The organism is Nonomuraea sp. NPDC049400 (assembly GCF_044466425.1).
Classification (GTDB): domain Bacteria; phylum Actinomycetota; class Actinomycetes; order Streptosporangiales; family Streptosporangiaceae; genus Nonomuraea.
In genome coordinates, this window is the sequence record NZ_JBITMP010000040.1 from 92,832 (window position 1) to 107,571 (window position 14,740).

The following is a 14,740-nucleotide window of genomic DNA, read 5'->3' on the forward strand; positions in this document are numbered from 1 at the left end:
TGGGAGGCGCTGTCTGGAATCCCGAGCGCGAAGCGCCCATAAGTGAAAGGCCGTGCTCCTGGGTCAGCGGCCCTGGTTGGCCACTGCCTCGATGGCGGCCTTGGCGGCGTCGGGGTCGAGGTATTCGCCGCCGGGCCGCCGGGGCCGGAAGTCACCGTCCAGCTCGTACAGCAGGGGGATGCCCGTCGGGATGTTGAGGCCCGCGATCTCCTCGTCGCCGATGCCGTCGAGGTGCTTGACCAGGGCCCTCAGGGAGTTGCCGTGGGCCGCCACCAGGACCGTGCGGCCGAGCGCCAGGTCCGGGACGATCTCGTCGTACCAGTACGGGAGCATGCGGTCGACCACGTCCTTCAGGCACTCCGTACGGGGCATCAGCTCCGAGGGAAGCAGGGCGTAGCGGGGGTCGCCGGCCTGGGAGTATTCGTCGTTGTCCGCGATCGGGGGCGGCGGCACGTCGTACGAGCGGCGCCACAGCATGAACTGCTCGTCGCCGAACTCCTCCCGCGTCTGGGCCTTGTTCTTGCCCTGCAGGGCGCCGTAGTGGCGCTCGTTGAGGCGCCAGCTCCGCTTGACCGGGAGCCAGAGCAGGTCAGCCTCCCCCAGCGCGAACTGGGCCGTCTGGATGGCCCTGGTCAGCAGGCTGGTGTGGACGACGTCCGGGCGCACTCCGGACTCCTGGAGGAGCTTGCCGCCGCGGCGGGCCTCGTCCTCGCCCTTGGCGGAGAGGCTCACGTCCACCCAGCCGGTGAACAGGCCCTTCGCATTCCAGTCACTCTCGCCGTGCCTAAGCAGCACCAAAGTCGCCATGTCGCCAATCCTATGGTTACCGGAGTACGGGGCGGTTCTGTGGATCAAACCGTCATCGCTGCGGGTCGGCGAAGCGGGCGAACGCCTGCAGGTTGGCGAGCGACTCCCCGCGCTTGGCCCGCCACTCCCACTCCCGCCTGATCGACGACGCGAACCCCAGCTCCAGCGCCCGGTCGAACCAGTCGTCCGAGTACGTCAGCACGCACCCCAGCAGCCGGTCCACCTCGTCCTGCGTGACGGCGGCCGGCGGCACCCGTCCCACCAGGTAGACGTCGCCGACCGGGTCGAGCGAGAAGTGCACCCCGTACATCGAGCCGTTCTTGCCGAGCAGCCAGCGGTAGAACTCGGTGTGGTTCTCGTCGGGCTGGCGGCAGAAGAACGCCTCGACGTGCAGCGCCTGCTCCCCCACGATCAACCAGGTCATGGTGGCGAGCTTGTGCTGGCCGGGCAGTTTGACCAGGAACGCTCCCGGCCGCGGCTCGTCGTAGGAGACGTCCGCGGCCTTGAGTGCGGCTTCGACGACATCGCGCATATTGACCAGAATAGAAGGCCGCCAGAACAAAGTACGGACCTAGAAGTTCAGGGCGACGGGCGTCTTGTGCAAGTGCGCGACGGCGCCCGCGTAAACCTCCGTCAACCGGGCCGCGGTCGCCTGCCAGCCGAACGCGGTCGCATGCGTGCGGGCGCCCTCCGACAGCGAGTCGCGCCAGCGCGGCGAGGTGACGAAGCGGCGCAGCGCCTGCGCCCATTCCGCCGGGTCGTGGCCGTCCACGAGCAGGCCGGACACCCCGTCCCGTACGGCGGTGCGCAGCCCGCCCACGGCGGCGGCCGCGACGGGGGTGCCGCAGGCCTGAGACTCCAGCGCGACGAGGCCGAACGACTCGCTGTACGAGGGCACGACCGTCACGGAGGCCGCCCGGTACCAGTCGGCCAGCTCCTCCTGCGGTGCCGGGGGCACGAGGCGGACGACGTCCGAGATGCCGAGCTCGGTGGCCAGCTCGGTGAGGAGGGACGGCCTGGCCAGGCCGTTGCCCGACGGGCCGCCGATGCAGGCCACGACCAGGCGGTCGCGGAGCGAGGGGTCGTCGATGAGCATCCTGGAGGCGGCGCGGAGCAGTACGTCCGGGGCTTTGAGCGGCTGGATGCGGCCGACGAAGAGGAGCACGTGCGCGTCCTGCGGCAGGCCGAGCCGGTGGCGGGCGGCGCCCTGTGAGGCGGGTTGGAAGACGGTGAGGTTGACACCCGGGTTCACCACGGCGACGCGCTTCTCGTCGGCGCCGTACAGCTCGATGAGCTCGTGCGCCTCGTCGACGGTGTTGGCCACGAGGCGGTCGGCGATGTCCACGACCTGCTGCTCGCCGACCACGCGCGCCTGGGGCTCCGGCTTGTCGCCCTGGGCGAGGAGGAGGTTCTTGACCTTGGCCATGGTGTGCATGGTGTGCACGAGCGGCACACCCCAGCGCTCCTTGGCCAGCCAGCCGACCTGGCCGGACAGCCAGTAGTGGGAGTGGATGACGTCGTAACGGCCCGGTTCGTACATGGCCTCGGTGCGCAGCACCTCAGACAGGAACGCGCAGAGCTGGCTCGGGAGCTCGCTCCTGTCCATCTCCTCGTACGGGCCCGCGGTGAGGTGCCGTACGAGGACGCCCGGGGCGAGTTCGGCCACGGGCGGGAGGTCGCGGGCGGTGGCCCGGGTGAAGATCTCCACCTCCACGCCGAGCTGAGCAAGCCGTTTGGCGGACTCGACGATGTACACGTTCATGCCTCCGGCGTCGCCCGTTCCGGGCTGGTCCAGGGGCGATGTGTGCATGCTGATGGTCGCGACCCGGCTCACCCGTCGTCGCCTCACTCGGCACCACCTCCAAGCTGCTTATAACCATCCACATTTTTGCGACATTCCCGACATTGGGTCATAACCGGGTGTTTGGGACGACCGTCGACCGGGTTGCGGGGCCAAGGACCCTTTGAGGAGGTGCCTTCCAACGCTCGGTGACACGGCCTCCCGCGCCACTTCGGCTGAGGTCCCCCTGCACGTGGGGCGGAGGCGCGGCGCCGGAGGCGATGGCGCAGGCCGGGGCGTGGAGGCGGAGAGGGTGGTGGCCGTGGGGTGGTGTGGTGGCGGGTGGCTGGCAGGATGAGGGGCATGCGGAGAACGGCTGTGGTGACCGGCGCGAGTAGCGGGATCGGAGAGGCGACCGCGCGGCGGCTCGCCGCCGAGGGTTTCGAGGTGGTGGCGGGCGCGCGCAGGCGCGAACGCCTGGACAAGCTGGCCGCGGACGTCTCCTCGATCAGGCCTGTGACGCTGGATGTGACCTCCCAGGAGTCCGTCGACGCGCTGGTGGACTCGCTCGAGCGCTGCGACGTGCTGGTCAACAACGCCGGTGGCGCCCTCGGTCTCGAATCGGTGGCGGAGGCGCGGCTGGATGACTGGCAGCGCATGTACGACGTGAACGTGCTCGGCTCCCTGCGCATGACCCAGGCGCTCGTCCCCAAGCTCATCGAGTCGGGCGACGGCGTGCTCGTGATGCTGACCTCGACGGCGGGTCTGGTGTCGTACGAGGGCGGGGGCGGCTACTGCGCGGCCAAGCACGCCCAGACGTCGATGGTCGAGACGCTCCGCCTGGAGCTGGTCGGGGAGCCGGTGCGGGTCGTGGAGATCGCGCCGGGCATGGTGAAGAGCGAGGGGTTCGCGGTCACCCGGTTCCGCGGGGACGAGGCGGCCGCTGAGCGGGTGTACGCGGGCGTGCCCGACCCGCTGAGCTCGGACGACGTGGCCGACGCGATCGCCTGGTGCGTGACCCGCCCCGCCCACGTGAACATCGACCGCATGATCATCCGTCCGAGAGCCCAGGCCGCCCAGCACAAGGTGCACCGCGTCAGTGGCTAGAGCGGCCGGAGCCGCAGGCAGACGGCGCCGGGCAGGGCACGTGTCACCGGTCGGCACGATCACCCGGGGCACGACCGGGCACAACCGGCTGCGGCGCTCCGACCGGTGGGTCGTCGCCGTGCACGGCGGGCTGCTGCGAGCCGCGGAAAGGCCGCTCGTGGTGGATCTGGGGTACGGGGCGTCGCACACCACGACGCTGGAGCTGTTCACCCGGCTGCGCAGGGTGGCGCCGGAGGTCGAGGTGGTCGGGATCGAGATCGATCCGGCCAGGGTCGCGGCGGCGAAGCCGTACGAGAGGGACGGGTTGAGCTTCCGGCTGGGCGGGTTCGAGCTGCCCGTCCCGCGCCCGCCGACGCTGGTGCGGGCCTTCAACGTCCTCAGGCAGTACAGCGAGGCCGAGGCGTGGCATTACTGGGACGTGCTCAGGGGCGGGCTGGCTCCCGGCGGCGTCCTGGTCGAGGGGACGTCGTCAGAGAACGGGCGGCGGGCGGTCTGGGTGGGGCTGTCTCCGGAAGGGCCCCAGACGATCACGTTCTCAGCCCGTTTCGACGCCTTCGAGCGGCCTTCGGACCTGGCCGACCGCCTGCCGAAGACTCTCATCCACCGGAATGTGCCCGGTGAGCGGATTCATGCGTTCCTGAGCGACTTCGACCATGCCTGGGCGATGAGCGCGCCGTATGGGGCTCACGGTCTGCGGCAGCGGTGGCTGGCCTCCGTACGGGTGCTTTCCACGTCGTGGCCGGTGCCCCTGCGCCCGCCGCTGGGCGGCCCGGCCAGGTGGCGGCTCGGCGAGCTGACGCTCCCCTGGTCAGCCGTCGATCCCCGCTGAGGCGCCGCCGCCGTCAGAGGCGTGACTCGAACACGGCGTAGGCCACGCTGTCGAACAGCACGAAGCGGACGTCCTCCACGGACGTGTCCGCCTGTCGCACCGCGTCGAGGGCGATCCGCGCGGCGTCGTCCATGGGCCAGCCGTAGAGCCCGGGTTAGATCGCGGGAAAGGCCACCGACTTGGCCCCCAGCGAGTCGGCCACCCGCAGCGACCCCCGATAGCAGGAGGCCAGCAGCTCCGAACGGTCTTCCGACCTGGAGTGAACCGGCCCGACCGTGTGGATCACCCACCTCGCGGGCAGCCGCCCGGCCGTCGTGGCCACCGCCTGTCCAGTGGGCAGGCCCTTGCCGTAGTGACCGGCCCGCAGCTTCCTGCACTCCTCGAGGATCTCCGGCCCGCCGCGGCGGTGAATCGCGCCGTCCACGCCTCCCCCGCCCATGAGGGAGGAGTTGGCTGCGTTGACGACGGCGTCCACCCGCTGCTCGGTGATGTCGCCTCGCACCAGCGTGATCTCCATCTCACCGAGAGTGTCATCATCGGCCGTCCCGCGCCAACACCGGCGTCATGCGTACGGCCAGCAGGGCGAGCGCCGGCAGCATCCCGCCGCCGGCACCAGGCCGAGCGGCGCCACAATCGCCGTGCTCCAACGCATGTCTGGAGGTACGCGGGGTGCCGCAAGTGGGTTCATCCGGCGTGGCGGGATTCACACAGCCCAAATGCCAGCTCGACAGGTTGTAGAGCTACCCTGAAGGGCGTGAAGGGTCTTGGCGAGCTTGAGCGCAGCATCATGGACATCCTCTGGGCGGAGAACAGTGCGTTGACCGCCCGCGAGGTCGGCAGACTCATAGCCGACCGCGATCTTGCCCCCACCACGGTCATGACCGTGCTCGACCGCCTCACCCGTAAGGGCTTCCTCCAGCGCACCCGCGACGGCCGCGCGTGGAGGTATGAACCCGCCGAAAGCCGCGACGCGTACATCGCCGAGCTTATGCTTGAAGCCTTGGACATGACGGGCGACCGATCGGCCGCCCTGACCCGCTTCGCCCAGGCTGTGTCCGGCACGGAGGCGGAGATCCTGCGCAGAGCCCTTACGGAGCTGGAGGAAGAGTGATCACGGCAGCGGTGCTGGCAGCGCTCGCGACGGCGTGCGCGGTCGGCTCCTGGCGTTTCACCACGGCCCGGTGGACCTCACAAGCTCCACGGCTGGCCATCATCGTCTGGCAGTCCCTGGGTGTGGCCTGGGGACTTGCCACCACCGGCGCCATGCTCGCCTACGCGGTCCAGCCGTACGGCGTGGGGGTGCTGCCCGGGCTGATCGCGTTCGCGCAGGGAGAGCCGCCGCTGGAGGCGTGGGACCCGCTGCACGTGTTGGCCCTGATCGCGGGGCTCACCGCGCTGACCGTGCTGATCGCGGTGCTCCTCACGGCCGGCGTGCAGGCGCTGCGGGCGCGACGGCGGCATCGCATGCTGCTCGCGCTGATCTCCCACGACGATCCCGGTGTGCCCGGAGTGCGGGTGCTCGACCACCCCAGCGCGGCGGCGTACTGCGTGCCCGGCCTGCGCTCGCAGGTCGTGGTGAGCGAGGGCGCGCTCAAGCTGCTGTCGGAGGACGAGCTGGCGGCAGTGCTCGCGCACGAGGCCGCGCATGTGCGCGAGCGGCACGACCTGGTGCTGCTGCCGTTCGCCGCGCTGCGCAGGGCGCTGCCCTGGTCGAAGGTGGTGGCCGACGCGCAGTCGCAGGTCGAGCTGCTCATCGAGATGGCCGCCGACGACCGCGCCCGGCGCTACTGCTCGCCGCGCAGGCTGGCGACGGCGCTGCTCAGGTTCGGTACGGCGGGCGCCATGCCGACGCCCCACGGCATGCTGGGCGTGCACGCCCAGCACGTCATGGCCAGGGTCGACCGGCTGATCAAGCCGGGTCCCGAGCTGGCCGCGTCGGTGCGCTACGGGTACATCGCACTCTCTGTGGCTTTGATCACAACAACACCCCTTCTGTGGGTTTTCCAGCTCTGACGCTTGCTGGAGTTAACCGTCCTGCTTGCAATTGCAAGCAGGACGAGGCAGACTATGGGGCATGGCACTACCCAAAGTCGGTTCGATCGGCGAATACATCCGCGAGCAGCGGCAGCAGGCGAAGATCTCGCTGCGGCAGCTGGCGGAGGCGGCAGGGGTCTCCAACCCCTACCTGAGCCAGATCGAGCGGGGGTTGCGCAAGCCGAGCGCGGAGATCCTCAACCAGATCGCCAAGGGTCTGCGCATCTCCTCGCAGGCGCTCTACGTGCAGGCGGGCCTCATCGAGGACCGCGAGCCGCCAAGTGACGTCATCACGGCAATAAGGGCCGACACGCATCTCACCGAGCGGCAACGCCAGGTGCTGATTGATATCTATGAGTCGTTCCGTAAGGAGAAGCACGCCGAAGGCGAGCAGACCTCCCAGAAAGCTCACCCTCGGCGCGACTCCGCATCGGACGACGAACCACTGCCGGAGGAGTTTCTCGCCGCTCTTGAGCCCTATGCGGCGCCCTCCGGCAACGGCAACGTCACCCAGGAAACCAAGGAAGGTTAACCCATGACGCTCGCAACCGAGGTCAAGAAGCTCACCGAGTCCAAGCCGTTCTACGCCGTCGCGGGCGTCGGCGACTACGCCGTGGAGAAGCTGCGCGAGCTGCCCGAGCAGCTGCAGAAGCTGCAGTCGCGCCGCTCCGAGCTCACCAAGGAGCTGCCGGTGCGCGCCCGCGAGTACGCCGACAAGGCCGAGGGCCTCGCCAGGGAGTTCCCCGAGAAGGCCCGCGAGTACGCCGGCCAGTTCACCACCAGGGCCACCGAGGTCTACGAGGACTTCGCCACGCGCGGGCGCAAGGTCGTCAGCAAGGCGAGCGGCACCGCCGCGCTCGAGCTCGAAGAGGTGTCCGAGGCCGCCGAGCCGCCCGTCGCCAAGCCGGTGACGCCGGTCAGGAAGCCCCGCACCACCAAGGCGAAGGCTCAATGAGAAACCTGCCAAGCAGCCTGCCGCTACGGCCTCGACCAGGTACGACAGTAGAGCGGCAGGCTGACGAGCAGGTTTCTCATTGACCGCCCCACGGAAGCCCGCCTCTTTCGGGAGGCGGGCCTTTCCGCTTCAGGGTGCCCTCCTGTCGGGGCTGCCTATTAGGCTGAAGCCGTTTTCCATCGCGGCGTTGTGCGGAGCCAACAACATGAACTTGATCAACGGTGTTCTCAATCTCCTCTTCCTGGTGCTCGCCGCCGTCATCTTCGGCATGTCGGTCTACGCCCTCGTGCACGCGCTCCGGGTGCCCCCTTCGGCGTTCGTCTCGGCGGGCAAGCTGCAGAAGAACCTCTGGCTGCTGATCCTCGTGCTGGCGACACTGTTCTCCGCCGCGGGCGCGTGGAGCTACCTCAACGCGTTCCTCTTCGTCGGCGGCGCCCAGTTCATCGGCATCGGCCTGGGCTTCTTCTCGATCCTGGCGGTCATCGCGGCCACGATCTACATCGTGGACGTCAAGCCGGCCGTCAAGGGCATGGGCCGGGGCAACAACGGGCCCTACGGCCCCTGGTGATCAGGCCAGCTCGCCCGCCAGCCAGGCGGCGAGCCGCCGGTGCCCGGCGAGCGTGGGATGCACGCCGTCGGGCAGGATCGCCTCCGCGGGCCAGCGATGGCGCAGGGGGTCGAGGAACGTCACGCCCTCCCGGCCGGCCACCTTCGCCAGCGCGTCACGCATGCCGTAGGCCTTCCTCGGCGTGCCGGACAGCCAGATCGGCCCGACCATGACGACCTTCGTGCGCGGCCAGCGCGTACGCACCTCTTTCAGCAGCCGCGCGGCGGCGTCCCCCACCCGCGCCGGGCTCCAGCGCCGGTCGTTGTGGCCGCCGGAGATGACCAGCAGGTCGGGGGCCGGGCGCCAGGCCAGCTCCGTCTCGAACGAGCGCTGGAACGTACGCCCCACCCGGCCCGTGTTGAGATAGCCCGTGCCGCCCGCGCCCGCGATGACCGGCTCGAAGCCCAGCCGCCGCGCGGTCTCCGACGCGTACGTCTCCCACCGCGGCACCGGCCCCGACCCCACGGCGAAGCTGTCGCCCACGAACATCATCACCGGCTTGGGCGAGGGCTTGGCTCGCTCTTCACCGGCGCATCCCGGCACCAGCGCCGTCATCGCGGCGAGCGGTGCGATGAGCCTCAGGCCACGCATTATCACCTCGGGCACTAGGCTGCCGACATGACCAACGACCTCCACGGGCGCACCCAGCGACTGGAACTGTCGGACCAGGCCCTACGCGACTTCGAAGCCGTCGTGCTGGACGCGACGCCTGATGGGATCGTGCTGAGCAGGTCGGCATTCTATCCAGGCGGGGGCGGTCAACCGGCGGATCACGGAGTTCTGATCTGGCAAGGCGTGGAGACCCGCGTCGTGGGGGTGCGCAAAGGCGACGATCTATACCTGATCCCCGCCGAGGGCGACCCGATCCCGCCCGCCGGGACCGTGGTGCAGGCGGCGGTGGCCGACGAGCGCCGCTCGGCCCTCATGCGTACGCACTCGGGGCTCCACGTGCTGTGCGGGGTGGTGTTCAGGGACTACGGCTGCCTCGTCACCGGCGGCAACATGGACGAGCTCAGCGCGCGGATGGACTTCAACCTGCCGGAGGTGCCTGCCGGGTTCAAGGAGGCGGTCGAGGACGCGTGCAACGCCGAGATCGCCGCCGACCGGCGCATCGACGTACGCGTGCTGCCCCGCAAGGAGGCGTTCGAGATCCCCGACATCATCCGCACGGCCACCAACCTCGTGCCGGAGAGCGTGCAGGACGTGCGCATCGTCGACATCGTGGGGCTCGACACCCAGGCCGACGGCGGCACTCACGTGGCCTCCACCAGGCAGATCGGGCACATCAAGGTGGCCAAGATCGAGAGCAAGGGGCGCGGCTTCCGGCGGCTGCGGATCCAGATCACCAACTAGCCCTCCTACGGCTGAAACGGGGTGGGCTGGTCGATCACCTTGGCGAGGCCGTCGAGCAGCGGGCCGAGGCCGAACTCGAAGAGCCGGTCGAGGTCGAGGTCGAAGTCGCCGCCCAGATCGTCGACGACCTTCGCGAAGGCGGGATAGTCGTTCGACTCGGCGATCCAGCGCAGGTGCTCGTCCTGCTCGGCCATCCACTCGTCGGCGGTGACGCCCGTGGCGGCCAGAGCCCGCCGCTCCAGCTCGAGGTTGGCGGCGATGCCCTGCACGTAGCTGTAGAGCAGGGTGTGCACGTGCATCTTGGCCGTGGCGTCGAGCCTCGTGTCCGCCAGCGCCGCCATGGCCCATTCCGTGTGCCTGATCAGACTGGCCGAGGGCAGCGGCCTGGTCAGTGACGTGACGCCGGCCATCCACGGGTGCGCGCGGTAGCCGGCCCACTGGAGACGGGCCGACACCTCCAGCCTGGCCCGCCAGCCGTCCGGGGGCTCTTCAGGCAGCGGGAACTCGTCGATCACGGCCTCCACCATGAGCAGCACCAGATCGTCCTTGCCGCCTATGTGCCGGTAAAGGGACATGGTGGCCATGCCGAGCCGGTCGGCGACGCCGCGCATAGTGAGCTCCGAGAGCCCTTCGGCGTCGGCGATCTCGACGGCGGCCCGCACGATGCGCTCGCGAGTCACGTCATTTCCAGAAATTTCCGGACGCCGAGCGGCCGCCCGTCCCCCGCGCGGCTCCGCCACGATCGTGCCCACCCGCGGCTCAGCCACCACCACCCCCTCCTGGGCCAGGAGCGCGAGCGCCTTGGCGGCGGTGGCCAGCGCGACCTGCCAGTCCCTGGCGAGTTGCCTGGTGGAGGGCACCCGGTCGCCCGGGCGCAGCTTGCCGTCGGCTATGCGCCGCTTGATGTCGGCGACGATCCGGGCGTAGGGCGCTGTCATTTCCGCCTCCTGTACTAGTACAGATCATGCCATCATACCCTTGTGACGTGCTGTCCGTACGACGTACATTCAGCGTACGACGTCAACAAGACAGGAGCACATCATGAAGGCACTCATCTCCGGCGCGAGCATCGGCGGCCCCGCCCTCGCCTACTGGCTGCGGCGGCACGGATACGAGACGACGCTGGTCGAGCGGGCCCCGGCCCCCCGCAAGGGCGGCCAGGCCGTCGACATCAGGGGCGCCGCGATGACGGTGGTCGAGAAGATGGGCGTCATCGACCAGATCAGGGAGCTGCGGACGACCATGCGCGGCATGTCCATGGTGGACGGCGACGGCAACGAGCTCATGCGCAGCTACGAGGAGACGATCAGCGGCGGCCGGTTCGACAGCCCGGACATCGAGATCATGCGTGACGACCTGACCGCGATCCTCACCGCTGCCACCGACGGTGCCGAATACGTCTACGGCGACTCGATCGCCACCCTCGAGCAGGACGACGACGGCGTGGACGTGACGTTCGAGAGCGGCCGGCGGGAGCGCTACGACTACGTGTTCGGCGCCGACGGCCTCCACTCCAACGTGCGCAGGCTCGCCTTCGGCCCAGAGGAGCCGTTCCTCAGCCACCTCGGCATGTACATCTCCATCTTCACCGCCGACAACTTCCTCGGCCTGGACCACTGGCAGACCTGGTTCAGCGAGGGCGACGTGGGTGGCGCCGTCTTCAGCGACCGCGACGCCGGCGTGATGCGGGTCAACCTGGGCTTCGGCGCGGAGAAGATCGACTACGACTATCGCGACGCCGAGCAGCAGAAGCGCCTGGTCCAGGAGCACTGCGAGAAGCTGGGCTGGGAGGTGCCCAAGCTGCTGGCGGCCATGTGGCAGGCCGACGACTTCTACTTCGACGCCATGGCCCAGGTCAGGATGGAGCACTGGACGAAGGGCAGGGTCGCGCTGATCGGGGACGCGGGCTACTGCGCCTCGCCGCTGTCGGGCCAGGGCACGAGCCTGGCCCTGGTGGGGGCGTACGTGCTGGCGGAGGAGCTCGGCAGGGACCCGGTGGCGGCCTTCGACCGGTACGAGGACCGCATGCGCCCGTTCGTCGAGCAGAACCAGGCGCTCGCCCTCGAGAACCCCGGCCAGGGCGCCTCGCCGGAGAGTGTTCAGCGGGCTGCAACCAGCATCACGCTGGACTGACAGTCACGAACCGATACGATTTGCCGCCATGGGTATCAGACTCACGATGGCCGTGCTCGGGGCCACCGCTCTGACGTTGACCGCCGCTCCCGCGCATGCAGCGGTAGCCGGGATCACGGACGAGGTGACGATGACCCTCGGCAAGAACGGCACCCTGCACGTGGTCGAGAAGATCGGCGGGGCGTCGGGTGAGCTCAAGCGGACGTTCATCACCAGGACGCGGTACGACGACGACAACGACCGCGTCTACCAGATCTCGAACGTCAAGGGCGGCACCCTGGCAGGCGACGTACTCACCGTCAAGGGAAACGGGACGGTCGAGTACGACGTCAAGGGAGCGGTGACGACCTCGGGCGGTGTCGAGGAGCTGCGCTGGTTCGCGGTGAACGGCTGGAATCAGCAGGTCGCCAAGGCCACGGTCAAGGTGCACGGCCCCGGGCTGGTGCAGAACCTGTCCTGCTTCGCCGGGGAGCTGACCTCGGCCATCGGCTGCACCTCGGCCTCCATGGACCACTCGGCCACCCAGGCCGACTTCGAGCAGGAGAACATCGCGACCGGCCAGGCGCTGACCGTGGTCGTCGGCTATCCCAAGGGCTCCAGCAGCGGCGCCCCCATCCTGGAGAAGCGCTTCTCGCTGGCCGCCGCGTTCACGCTGAACGCCGTCACCGGCGGCGCCCTGGCCGGGCTGCTGGTGCTGCTGCTCGGCGGCCTCGCCCTGCTCTACTGGACGCGCGGGCGCGACGCCAGGGTCGCGGGGCACGAGCAGGGCTCGGTCGATCCGGTGCAGAACGGCCACTTCTCCCCGCCCGACGGGGTGCGGCCCGGCCAGATCGGCACGCTCGTGGACGAGCAGGCCGACGTGATCGACGTGACCGCCACGATCGTCGACCTCGCGGTCCGCGGCTACCTGCGGATCGACGAGCAGCCGCGCCAGACGTACGACGCGCCCGACTGGATGCTGGTCAGGCTGCCCAACGCGCCCACCAACGCGCTGCTGCCCTACGAGCGCGCCCTGTACGACGCCATCTTCGACGGGCGGGACGCGGTGCTGCTGTCGCAGCTGTCCGGCTCGTTCGCGACCCACCTGGGCAAGGTACGCGACGCCCTCTACGCCGACGTGGTCAAGCAGGGCTGGTTCGCCCGGCGCCCGGACACCGAGCGCACCAGGTGGACGACGATCGGCGTGGCGCTCATCGGCCTCGGGCTGGTGGCCACGGTGGCGCTGGCCTGGTTCACCACGTACGGGCTGCTGGGCCTGGCCCTGATCATCGCGGGCGGCGCGCTGGCCGTCGGCGGGCAGTACATGCCAGCCAAGACGGCCAAGGGCTCGGCGGCGCTCGCGCACACCATGGGCTTCAGGAAGTACCTGTTCTCGGGCGAGCTGGGCGAGGTGCCCGAGCAGCACCGGGTGGAGCTGTTCTCGCGCTACCTGCCGTACGCGGTGATCTTCGACGGCGTGGAGCACTGGTCGCGCGTGGTGGCCTCGGTCACCGGGAACGGCCACCAGGCCGACAACCTGTACTGGTACCACGGCCCCGCGGAGTGGGACCTGTCCAAGTTCGCCGGGTCGATGCGCACGTTCACCACCACGACCTCTGGCGCCATCTCCGCCACCCGCCAGTTCCGCACCCTCTAGCGCCCCCTCTAACGCAGGCGGAGCTCACCCACTGGCCGGCCGCCGCCGAGCACCGGCGGCGCGGCCAGTTCGGCCAGTTCGGGCGCGTCCAGGCCCAGCGAGCGCAGGGCCGCGACCGTGATCGGGACGCGGGCGCGCTGCGACCCGTCCTCGATCTTGACGGTCCCGGCGCGCCCGTCCTCGAACGCGAACGCGTCGAACGCCTCGGCCCCCGCCTTCAGCATGAGGCCGGGCAGCGCACGCATGAGCCTGGCCTCCGGCCGGTCGGTGCCCGAGGTCCACTCGGGGTAGGTGGTCATGGCGTCGAAGATCTTGCGTTCGTACGAATCGGGCGAGGACAGGGGGAACGCCCTGAACGCCTTGGTCACCCCGAGCATCGACACGAAGAACAGCGGCGCCCCGCACCCGTCCACCCCCGAGGCCGCGACCCGCTCCCCCGTCAGGTCCTCCACGGTCTCGCGGATCGCGCGCTGGAGCGGGTGCTTCGGCTCGAGGTAGGAGTCGGTGGGCCAGTCGTTCAGCACACAGGTGGCCAGCATGGCGGCGTGCTTGCCGGAGCAGTTCATGTAGACGCGCCCGCGTTCGGTCACCGTACGGTCGAACGGGTAGTCCTCGGGGCACCCCAGCGCCGGCTCCTCCAGCCCCGCGCCCGCGAGGATCTTCCTGACGCCGTCCACGTGGAACGGCTCGCCCGAGTGCGAGGCGCAGGCCAGCGCCAGCAGCTCCCCCTCCAGCCGCAGACCGGCGCGGAGCATGCCGAGCGCCTGGAGCGGCTTCATCGACGACCGTGGCGACGCGGGAACGTGCACCGCGCCCCTCGCCGCGACCGGGTGCCCTTCGGCGTCCACGGTCAGCATGCGAGCCTGATGCGTGGACTCCACGAACCCAGATCGGACAACTTCCACAATCATCGACATATCGCTTCCCCTTTCGGCATGAGTCTACGGATCGTCGCTCCTGGTCCAGAATGGGTTGCCATGCGAGCAGTGGTGCAGAGAGTGAGTTCGGCGTCGGTCGTGGTCGACGGGCGCACGGTCGGGGCGATCGAGGAGCCGGGGCTGCTGGTCCTGGTGGGCGTCACGCACACGGACACCCGCGCCTCGGCCGCCAAGCTCGCCGCGAAGCTGTGGGGGCTGCGCATCCTGCACGGCGAGAAGTCCTGCTCGGACGTGTCTGCACCGCTCCTGGTGATCAGTCAGTTCACCCTGTACGGCGACGCCCGCAAGGGGCGACGGCCCACGTGGCAGGCCGCCGCCCCTGGGCCCGTCGCCGAGCCGCTGGTTGACGCGGTGGTGGAGGAGCTGCGCGCGTTGGGCGCGCACGTGGAGACAGGCGTCTTCGGGGCGGACATGAAGGTGTCGCTGGTCAACGACGGCCCGATCACCCTCGTCCTCGAGGTCTAGGCCCAAGACCACTTAGTTAGCGATTTCGTGGTGTCGTCAAATCGGCGGAAACAGCAACAGAGCCCCTGCTAGAACAGTGTCGACCAAGATCACAGT

At 69.6% G+C, this 14,740-nt stretch carries 17 protein-coding genes and 1 pseudogene; 11 read left to right on the forward strand and 7 right to left on the reverse strand.

All coding sequences use genetic code 11. From position 1 onward, the window contains the following. Positions 1-63 precede the first annotated feature (63 nt). Genes ACIBVN_RS43310 through mshA form a run of 3 tightly spaced genes read right to left on the reverse strand, consistent with a single transcriptional unit; the run spans position 64 to position 2,617 of the window. Positions 64-807: a phosphoglyceromutase gene (locus tag ACIBVN_RS43310; RefSeq protein ID WP_397146121.1), complete on the reverse strand. Its 744-nt coding sequence runs from the start codon at positions 805-807 to the stop codon at positions 64-66. 52 nt (positions 808-859) lie between these two features. After that, positions 860-1,339, reverse strand: a complete 480-nt coding sequence (locus tag ACIBVN_RS43315; RefSeq protein WP_397146122.1) for a YbjN domain-containing protein — start codon at positions 1,337-1,339, stop codon at positions 860-862. 39 nt (positions 1,340-1,378) lie between these two features. Continuing rightward, complete coding sequence (mshA, locus tag ACIBVN_RS43320; RefSeq protein WP_397146140.1) at positions 1,379-2,617, reverse strand: D-inositol-3-phosphate glycosyltransferase; 1,239 nt, start codon at positions 2,615-2,617, stop codon at positions 1,379-1,381. A 333-nt stretch (positions 2,618-2,950) separates the two neighbouring features. Here mshA and ACIBVN_RS43325 point away from each other — a divergent pair, with 333 nt between their 5' ends. Together ACIBVN_RS43325 and ACIBVN_RS43330 are read left to right on the forward strand one after the other, a co-directional pair. Next, positions 2,951-3,694 carry an SDR family NAD(P)-dependent oxidoreductase gene (locus ACIBVN_RS43325; RefSeq protein WP_397146123.1) on the forward strand — a complete coding sequence of 248 codons (744 nt, stop codon included), beginning with the start codon at positions 2,951-2,953 and terminating at the stop codon, positions 3,692-3,694. 40 nt (positions 3,695-3,734) lie between these two features. Next, positions 3,735-4,523, forward strand: a complete 789-nt coding sequence (locus ACIBVN_RS43330) for a class I SAM-dependent methyltransferase (RefSeq protein ID WP_397146124.1) — start codon at positions 3,735-3,737, stop codon at positions 4,521-4,523. 13 nt (positions 4,524-4,536) lie between these two features. On the opposite strand, the pseudogene ACIBVN_RS43335 reads toward ACIBVN_RS43330, so the two are convergent. Beyond that, positions 4,537-5,040, reverse strand: a pseudogene (locus tag ACIBVN_RS43335) (O-acetyl-ADP-ribose deacetylase). A 237-nt stretch (positions 5,041-5,277) separates the two neighbouring features. Here ACIBVN_RS43335 and ACIBVN_RS43340 point away from each other — a divergent pair. The 5 genes from ACIBVN_RS43340 to ACIBVN_RS43360 all read left to right on the forward strand — a co-directional run bounded on the left by ACIBVN_RS43340 (position 5,278) and on the right by ACIBVN_RS43360 (position 8,080). Next, positions 5,278-5,634 carry a BlaI/MecI/CopY family transcriptional regulator gene (locus ACIBVN_RS43340; protein WP_397146125.1) on the forward strand — a complete coding sequence of 119 codons (357 nt, stop codon included), beginning with the start codon at positions 5,278-5,280 and terminating at the stop codon, positions 5,632-5,634. Further along, positions 5,631-6,536, forward strand: a complete 906-nt coding sequence (locus ACIBVN_RS43345) for a M56 family metallopeptidase (RefSeq protein ID WP_397146126.1) — start codon at positions 5,631-5,633, stop codon at positions 6,534-6,536. Before ACIBVN_RS43340 ends, ACIBVN_RS43345 begins: the two co-directional genes overlap by 4 nt. Before the next feature lie 61 nt (positions 6,537-6,597). Continuing rightward, the gene (locus ACIBVN_RS43350) at positions 6,598-7,089 is read left to right on the forward strand and encodes a helix-turn-helix domain-containing protein (protein ID WP_397146127.1); all 492 of its coding nucleotides are present in this window, start codon (positions 6,598-6,600) and stop codon (positions 7,087-7,089) included. A 3-nt stretch (positions 7,090-7,092) separates the two neighbouring features. Next, positions 7,093-7,512 (forward strand): hypothetical protein, encoded by a 420-nt coding sequence (locus ACIBVN_RS43355; RefSeq protein ID WP_397146128.1) that lies wholly within the window; start codon positions 7,093-7,095, stop codon positions 7,510-7,512. Positions 7,513-7,717: 205 nt separating this feature from the next. Further along, positions 7,718-8,080 carry a DUF2516 family protein gene (locus ACIBVN_RS43360; protein WP_397146129.1) on the forward strand — a complete coding sequence of 121 codons (363 nt, stop codon included), beginning with the start codon at positions 7,718-7,720 and terminating at the stop codon, positions 8,078-8,080. Here the strand turns inward: ACIBVN_RS43360 and ACIBVN_RS43365 are convergent, their stop codons facing one another. Beyond that, a complete protein-coding gene (locus tag ACIBVN_RS43365; protein WP_397146130.1) occupies positions 8,081-8,710 on the reverse strand; it encodes an SGNH/GDSL hydrolase family protein in 630 nt (209 codons plus the stop codon). 27 nt (positions 8,711-8,737) lie between these two features. On the opposite strand from ACIBVN_RS43365, the gene ACIBVN_RS43370 reads away from it, so the two are divergent. After that, on the forward strand, positions 8,738-9,472 hold the full coding sequence (locus ACIBVN_RS43370) for an alanyl-tRNA editing protein (protein ID WP_397146131.1): 735 nt from the start codon (positions 8,738-8,740) through the stop codon (positions 9,470-9,472). Positions 9,473-9,477: 5 nt separating this feature from the next. Here ACIBVN_RS43370 and ACIBVN_RS43375 read toward each other — a convergent pair whose 3' ends face one another. Continuing rightward, positions 9,478-10,410, reverse strand: a complete 933-nt coding sequence (locus tag ACIBVN_RS43375; protein WP_397146132.1) for a TetR/AcrR family transcriptional regulator C-terminal domain-containing protein — start codon at positions 10,408-10,410, stop codon at positions 9,478-9,480. A 103-nt stretch (positions 10,411-10,513) separates the two neighbouring features. Here ACIBVN_RS43375 and ACIBVN_RS43380 point away from each other — a divergent pair, with 103 nt between their 5' ends. Beyond that, complete coding sequence (locus ACIBVN_RS43380) at positions 10,514-11,605, forward strand: FAD-dependent monooxygenase (protein ID WP_397146133.1); 1,092 nt, start codon at positions 10,514-10,516, stop codon at positions 11,603-11,605. A 28-nt stretch (positions 11,606-11,633) separates the two neighbouring features. Then, positions 11,634-13,241 (forward strand): DUF2207 domain-containing protein, encoded by a 1,608-nt coding sequence (locus ACIBVN_RS43385; RefSeq protein WP_397146134.1) that lies wholly within the window; start codon positions 11,634-11,636, stop codon positions 13,239-13,241. 8 nt (positions 13,242-13,249) lie between these two features. Here ACIBVN_RS43385 and ACIBVN_RS43390 read toward each other — a convergent pair whose 3' ends face one another. Further along, positions 13,250-14,158, reverse strand: a complete 909-nt coding sequence (locus ACIBVN_RS43390) for an asparaginase (RefSeq protein ID WP_397146135.1) — start codon at positions 14,156-14,158, stop codon at positions 13,250-13,252. A 60-nt stretch (positions 14,159-14,218) separates the two neighbouring features. On the opposite strand from ACIBVN_RS43390, the gene dtd reads away from it, so the two are divergent. Continuing rightward, the gene (dtd, locus tag ACIBVN_RS43395; RefSeq protein ID WP_397146136.1) at positions 14,219-14,644 is read left to right on the forward strand and encodes a D-aminoacyl-tRNA deacylase; all 426 of its coding nucleotides are present in this window, start codon (positions 14,219-14,221) and stop codon (positions 14,642-14,644) included. Positions 14,645-14,740 lie beyond the last annotated feature (96 nt).

What these genes read in the sequence shown, in the direction of transcription:
- ACIBVN_RS43310 (WP_397146121.1), bottom strand. Translation starts at nt 807, where the DNA reads ATGGCGACTTTGGTGCTGCTTAGGCACGGCGAGAGTGACTGGAATGCG.
- ACIBVN_RS43315 (WP_397146122.1), bottom strand. Translation starts at nt 1,339, where the DNA reads ATGCGCGATGTCGTCGAAGCCGCACTCAAGGCCGCGGACGTCTCCTAC.
- mshA (WP_397146140.1), bottom strand. Translation starts at nt 2,617, where the DNA reads ATGCACACATCGCCCCTGGACCAGCCCGGAACGGGCGACGCCGGAGGC.
- ACIBVN_RS43325 (WP_397146123.1), top strand. Translation starts at nt 2,951, where the DNA reads ATGCGGAGAACGGCTGTGGTGACCGGCGCGAGTAGCGGGATCGGAGAG.
- ACIBVN_RS43350 (WP_397146127.1), top strand. Translation starts at nt 6,598, where the DNA reads ATGGCACTACCCAAAGTCGGTTCGATCGGCGAATACATCCGCGAGCAG.
- ACIBVN_RS43355 (WP_397146128.1), top strand. Translation starts at nt 7,093, where the DNA reads ATGACGCTCGCAACCGAGGTCAAGAAGCTCACCGAGTCCAAGCCGTTC.
- ACIBVN_RS43360 (WP_397146129.1), top strand. Translation starts at nt 7,718, where the DNA reads ATGAACTTGATCAACGGTGTTCTCAATCTCCTCTTCCTGGTGCTCGCC.
- ACIBVN_RS43365 (WP_397146130.1), bottom strand. Translation starts at nt 8,710, where the DNA reads ATGCGTGGCCTGAGGCTCATCGCACCGCTCGCCGCGATGACGGCGCTG.
- ACIBVN_RS43370 (WP_397146131.1), top strand. Translation starts at nt 8,738, where the DNA reads ATGACCAACGACCTCCACGGGCGCACCCAGCGACTGGAACTGTCGGAC.
- ACIBVN_RS43375 (WP_397146132.1), bottom strand. Translation starts at nt 10,410, where the DNA reads ATGACAGCGCCCTACGCCCGGATCGTCGCCGACATCAAGCGGCGCATA.
- ACIBVN_RS43380 (WP_397146133.1), top strand. Translation starts at nt 10,514, where the DNA reads ATGAAGGCACTCATCTCCGGCGCGAGCATCGGCGGCCCCGCCCTCGCC.
- ACIBVN_RS43385 (WP_397146134.1), top strand. Translation starts at nt 11,634, where the DNA reads ATGGGTATCAGACTCACGATGGCCGTGCTCGGGGCCACCGCTCTGACG.
- ACIBVN_RS43390 (WP_397146135.1), bottom strand. Translation starts at nt 14,158, where the DNA reads ATGTCGATGATTGTGGAAGTTGTCCGATCTGGGTTCGTGGAGTCCACG.
- dtd (WP_397146136.1), top strand. Translation starts at nt 14,219, where the DNA reads ATGCGAGCAGTGGTGCAGAGAGTGAGTTCGGCGTCGGTCGTGGTCGAC.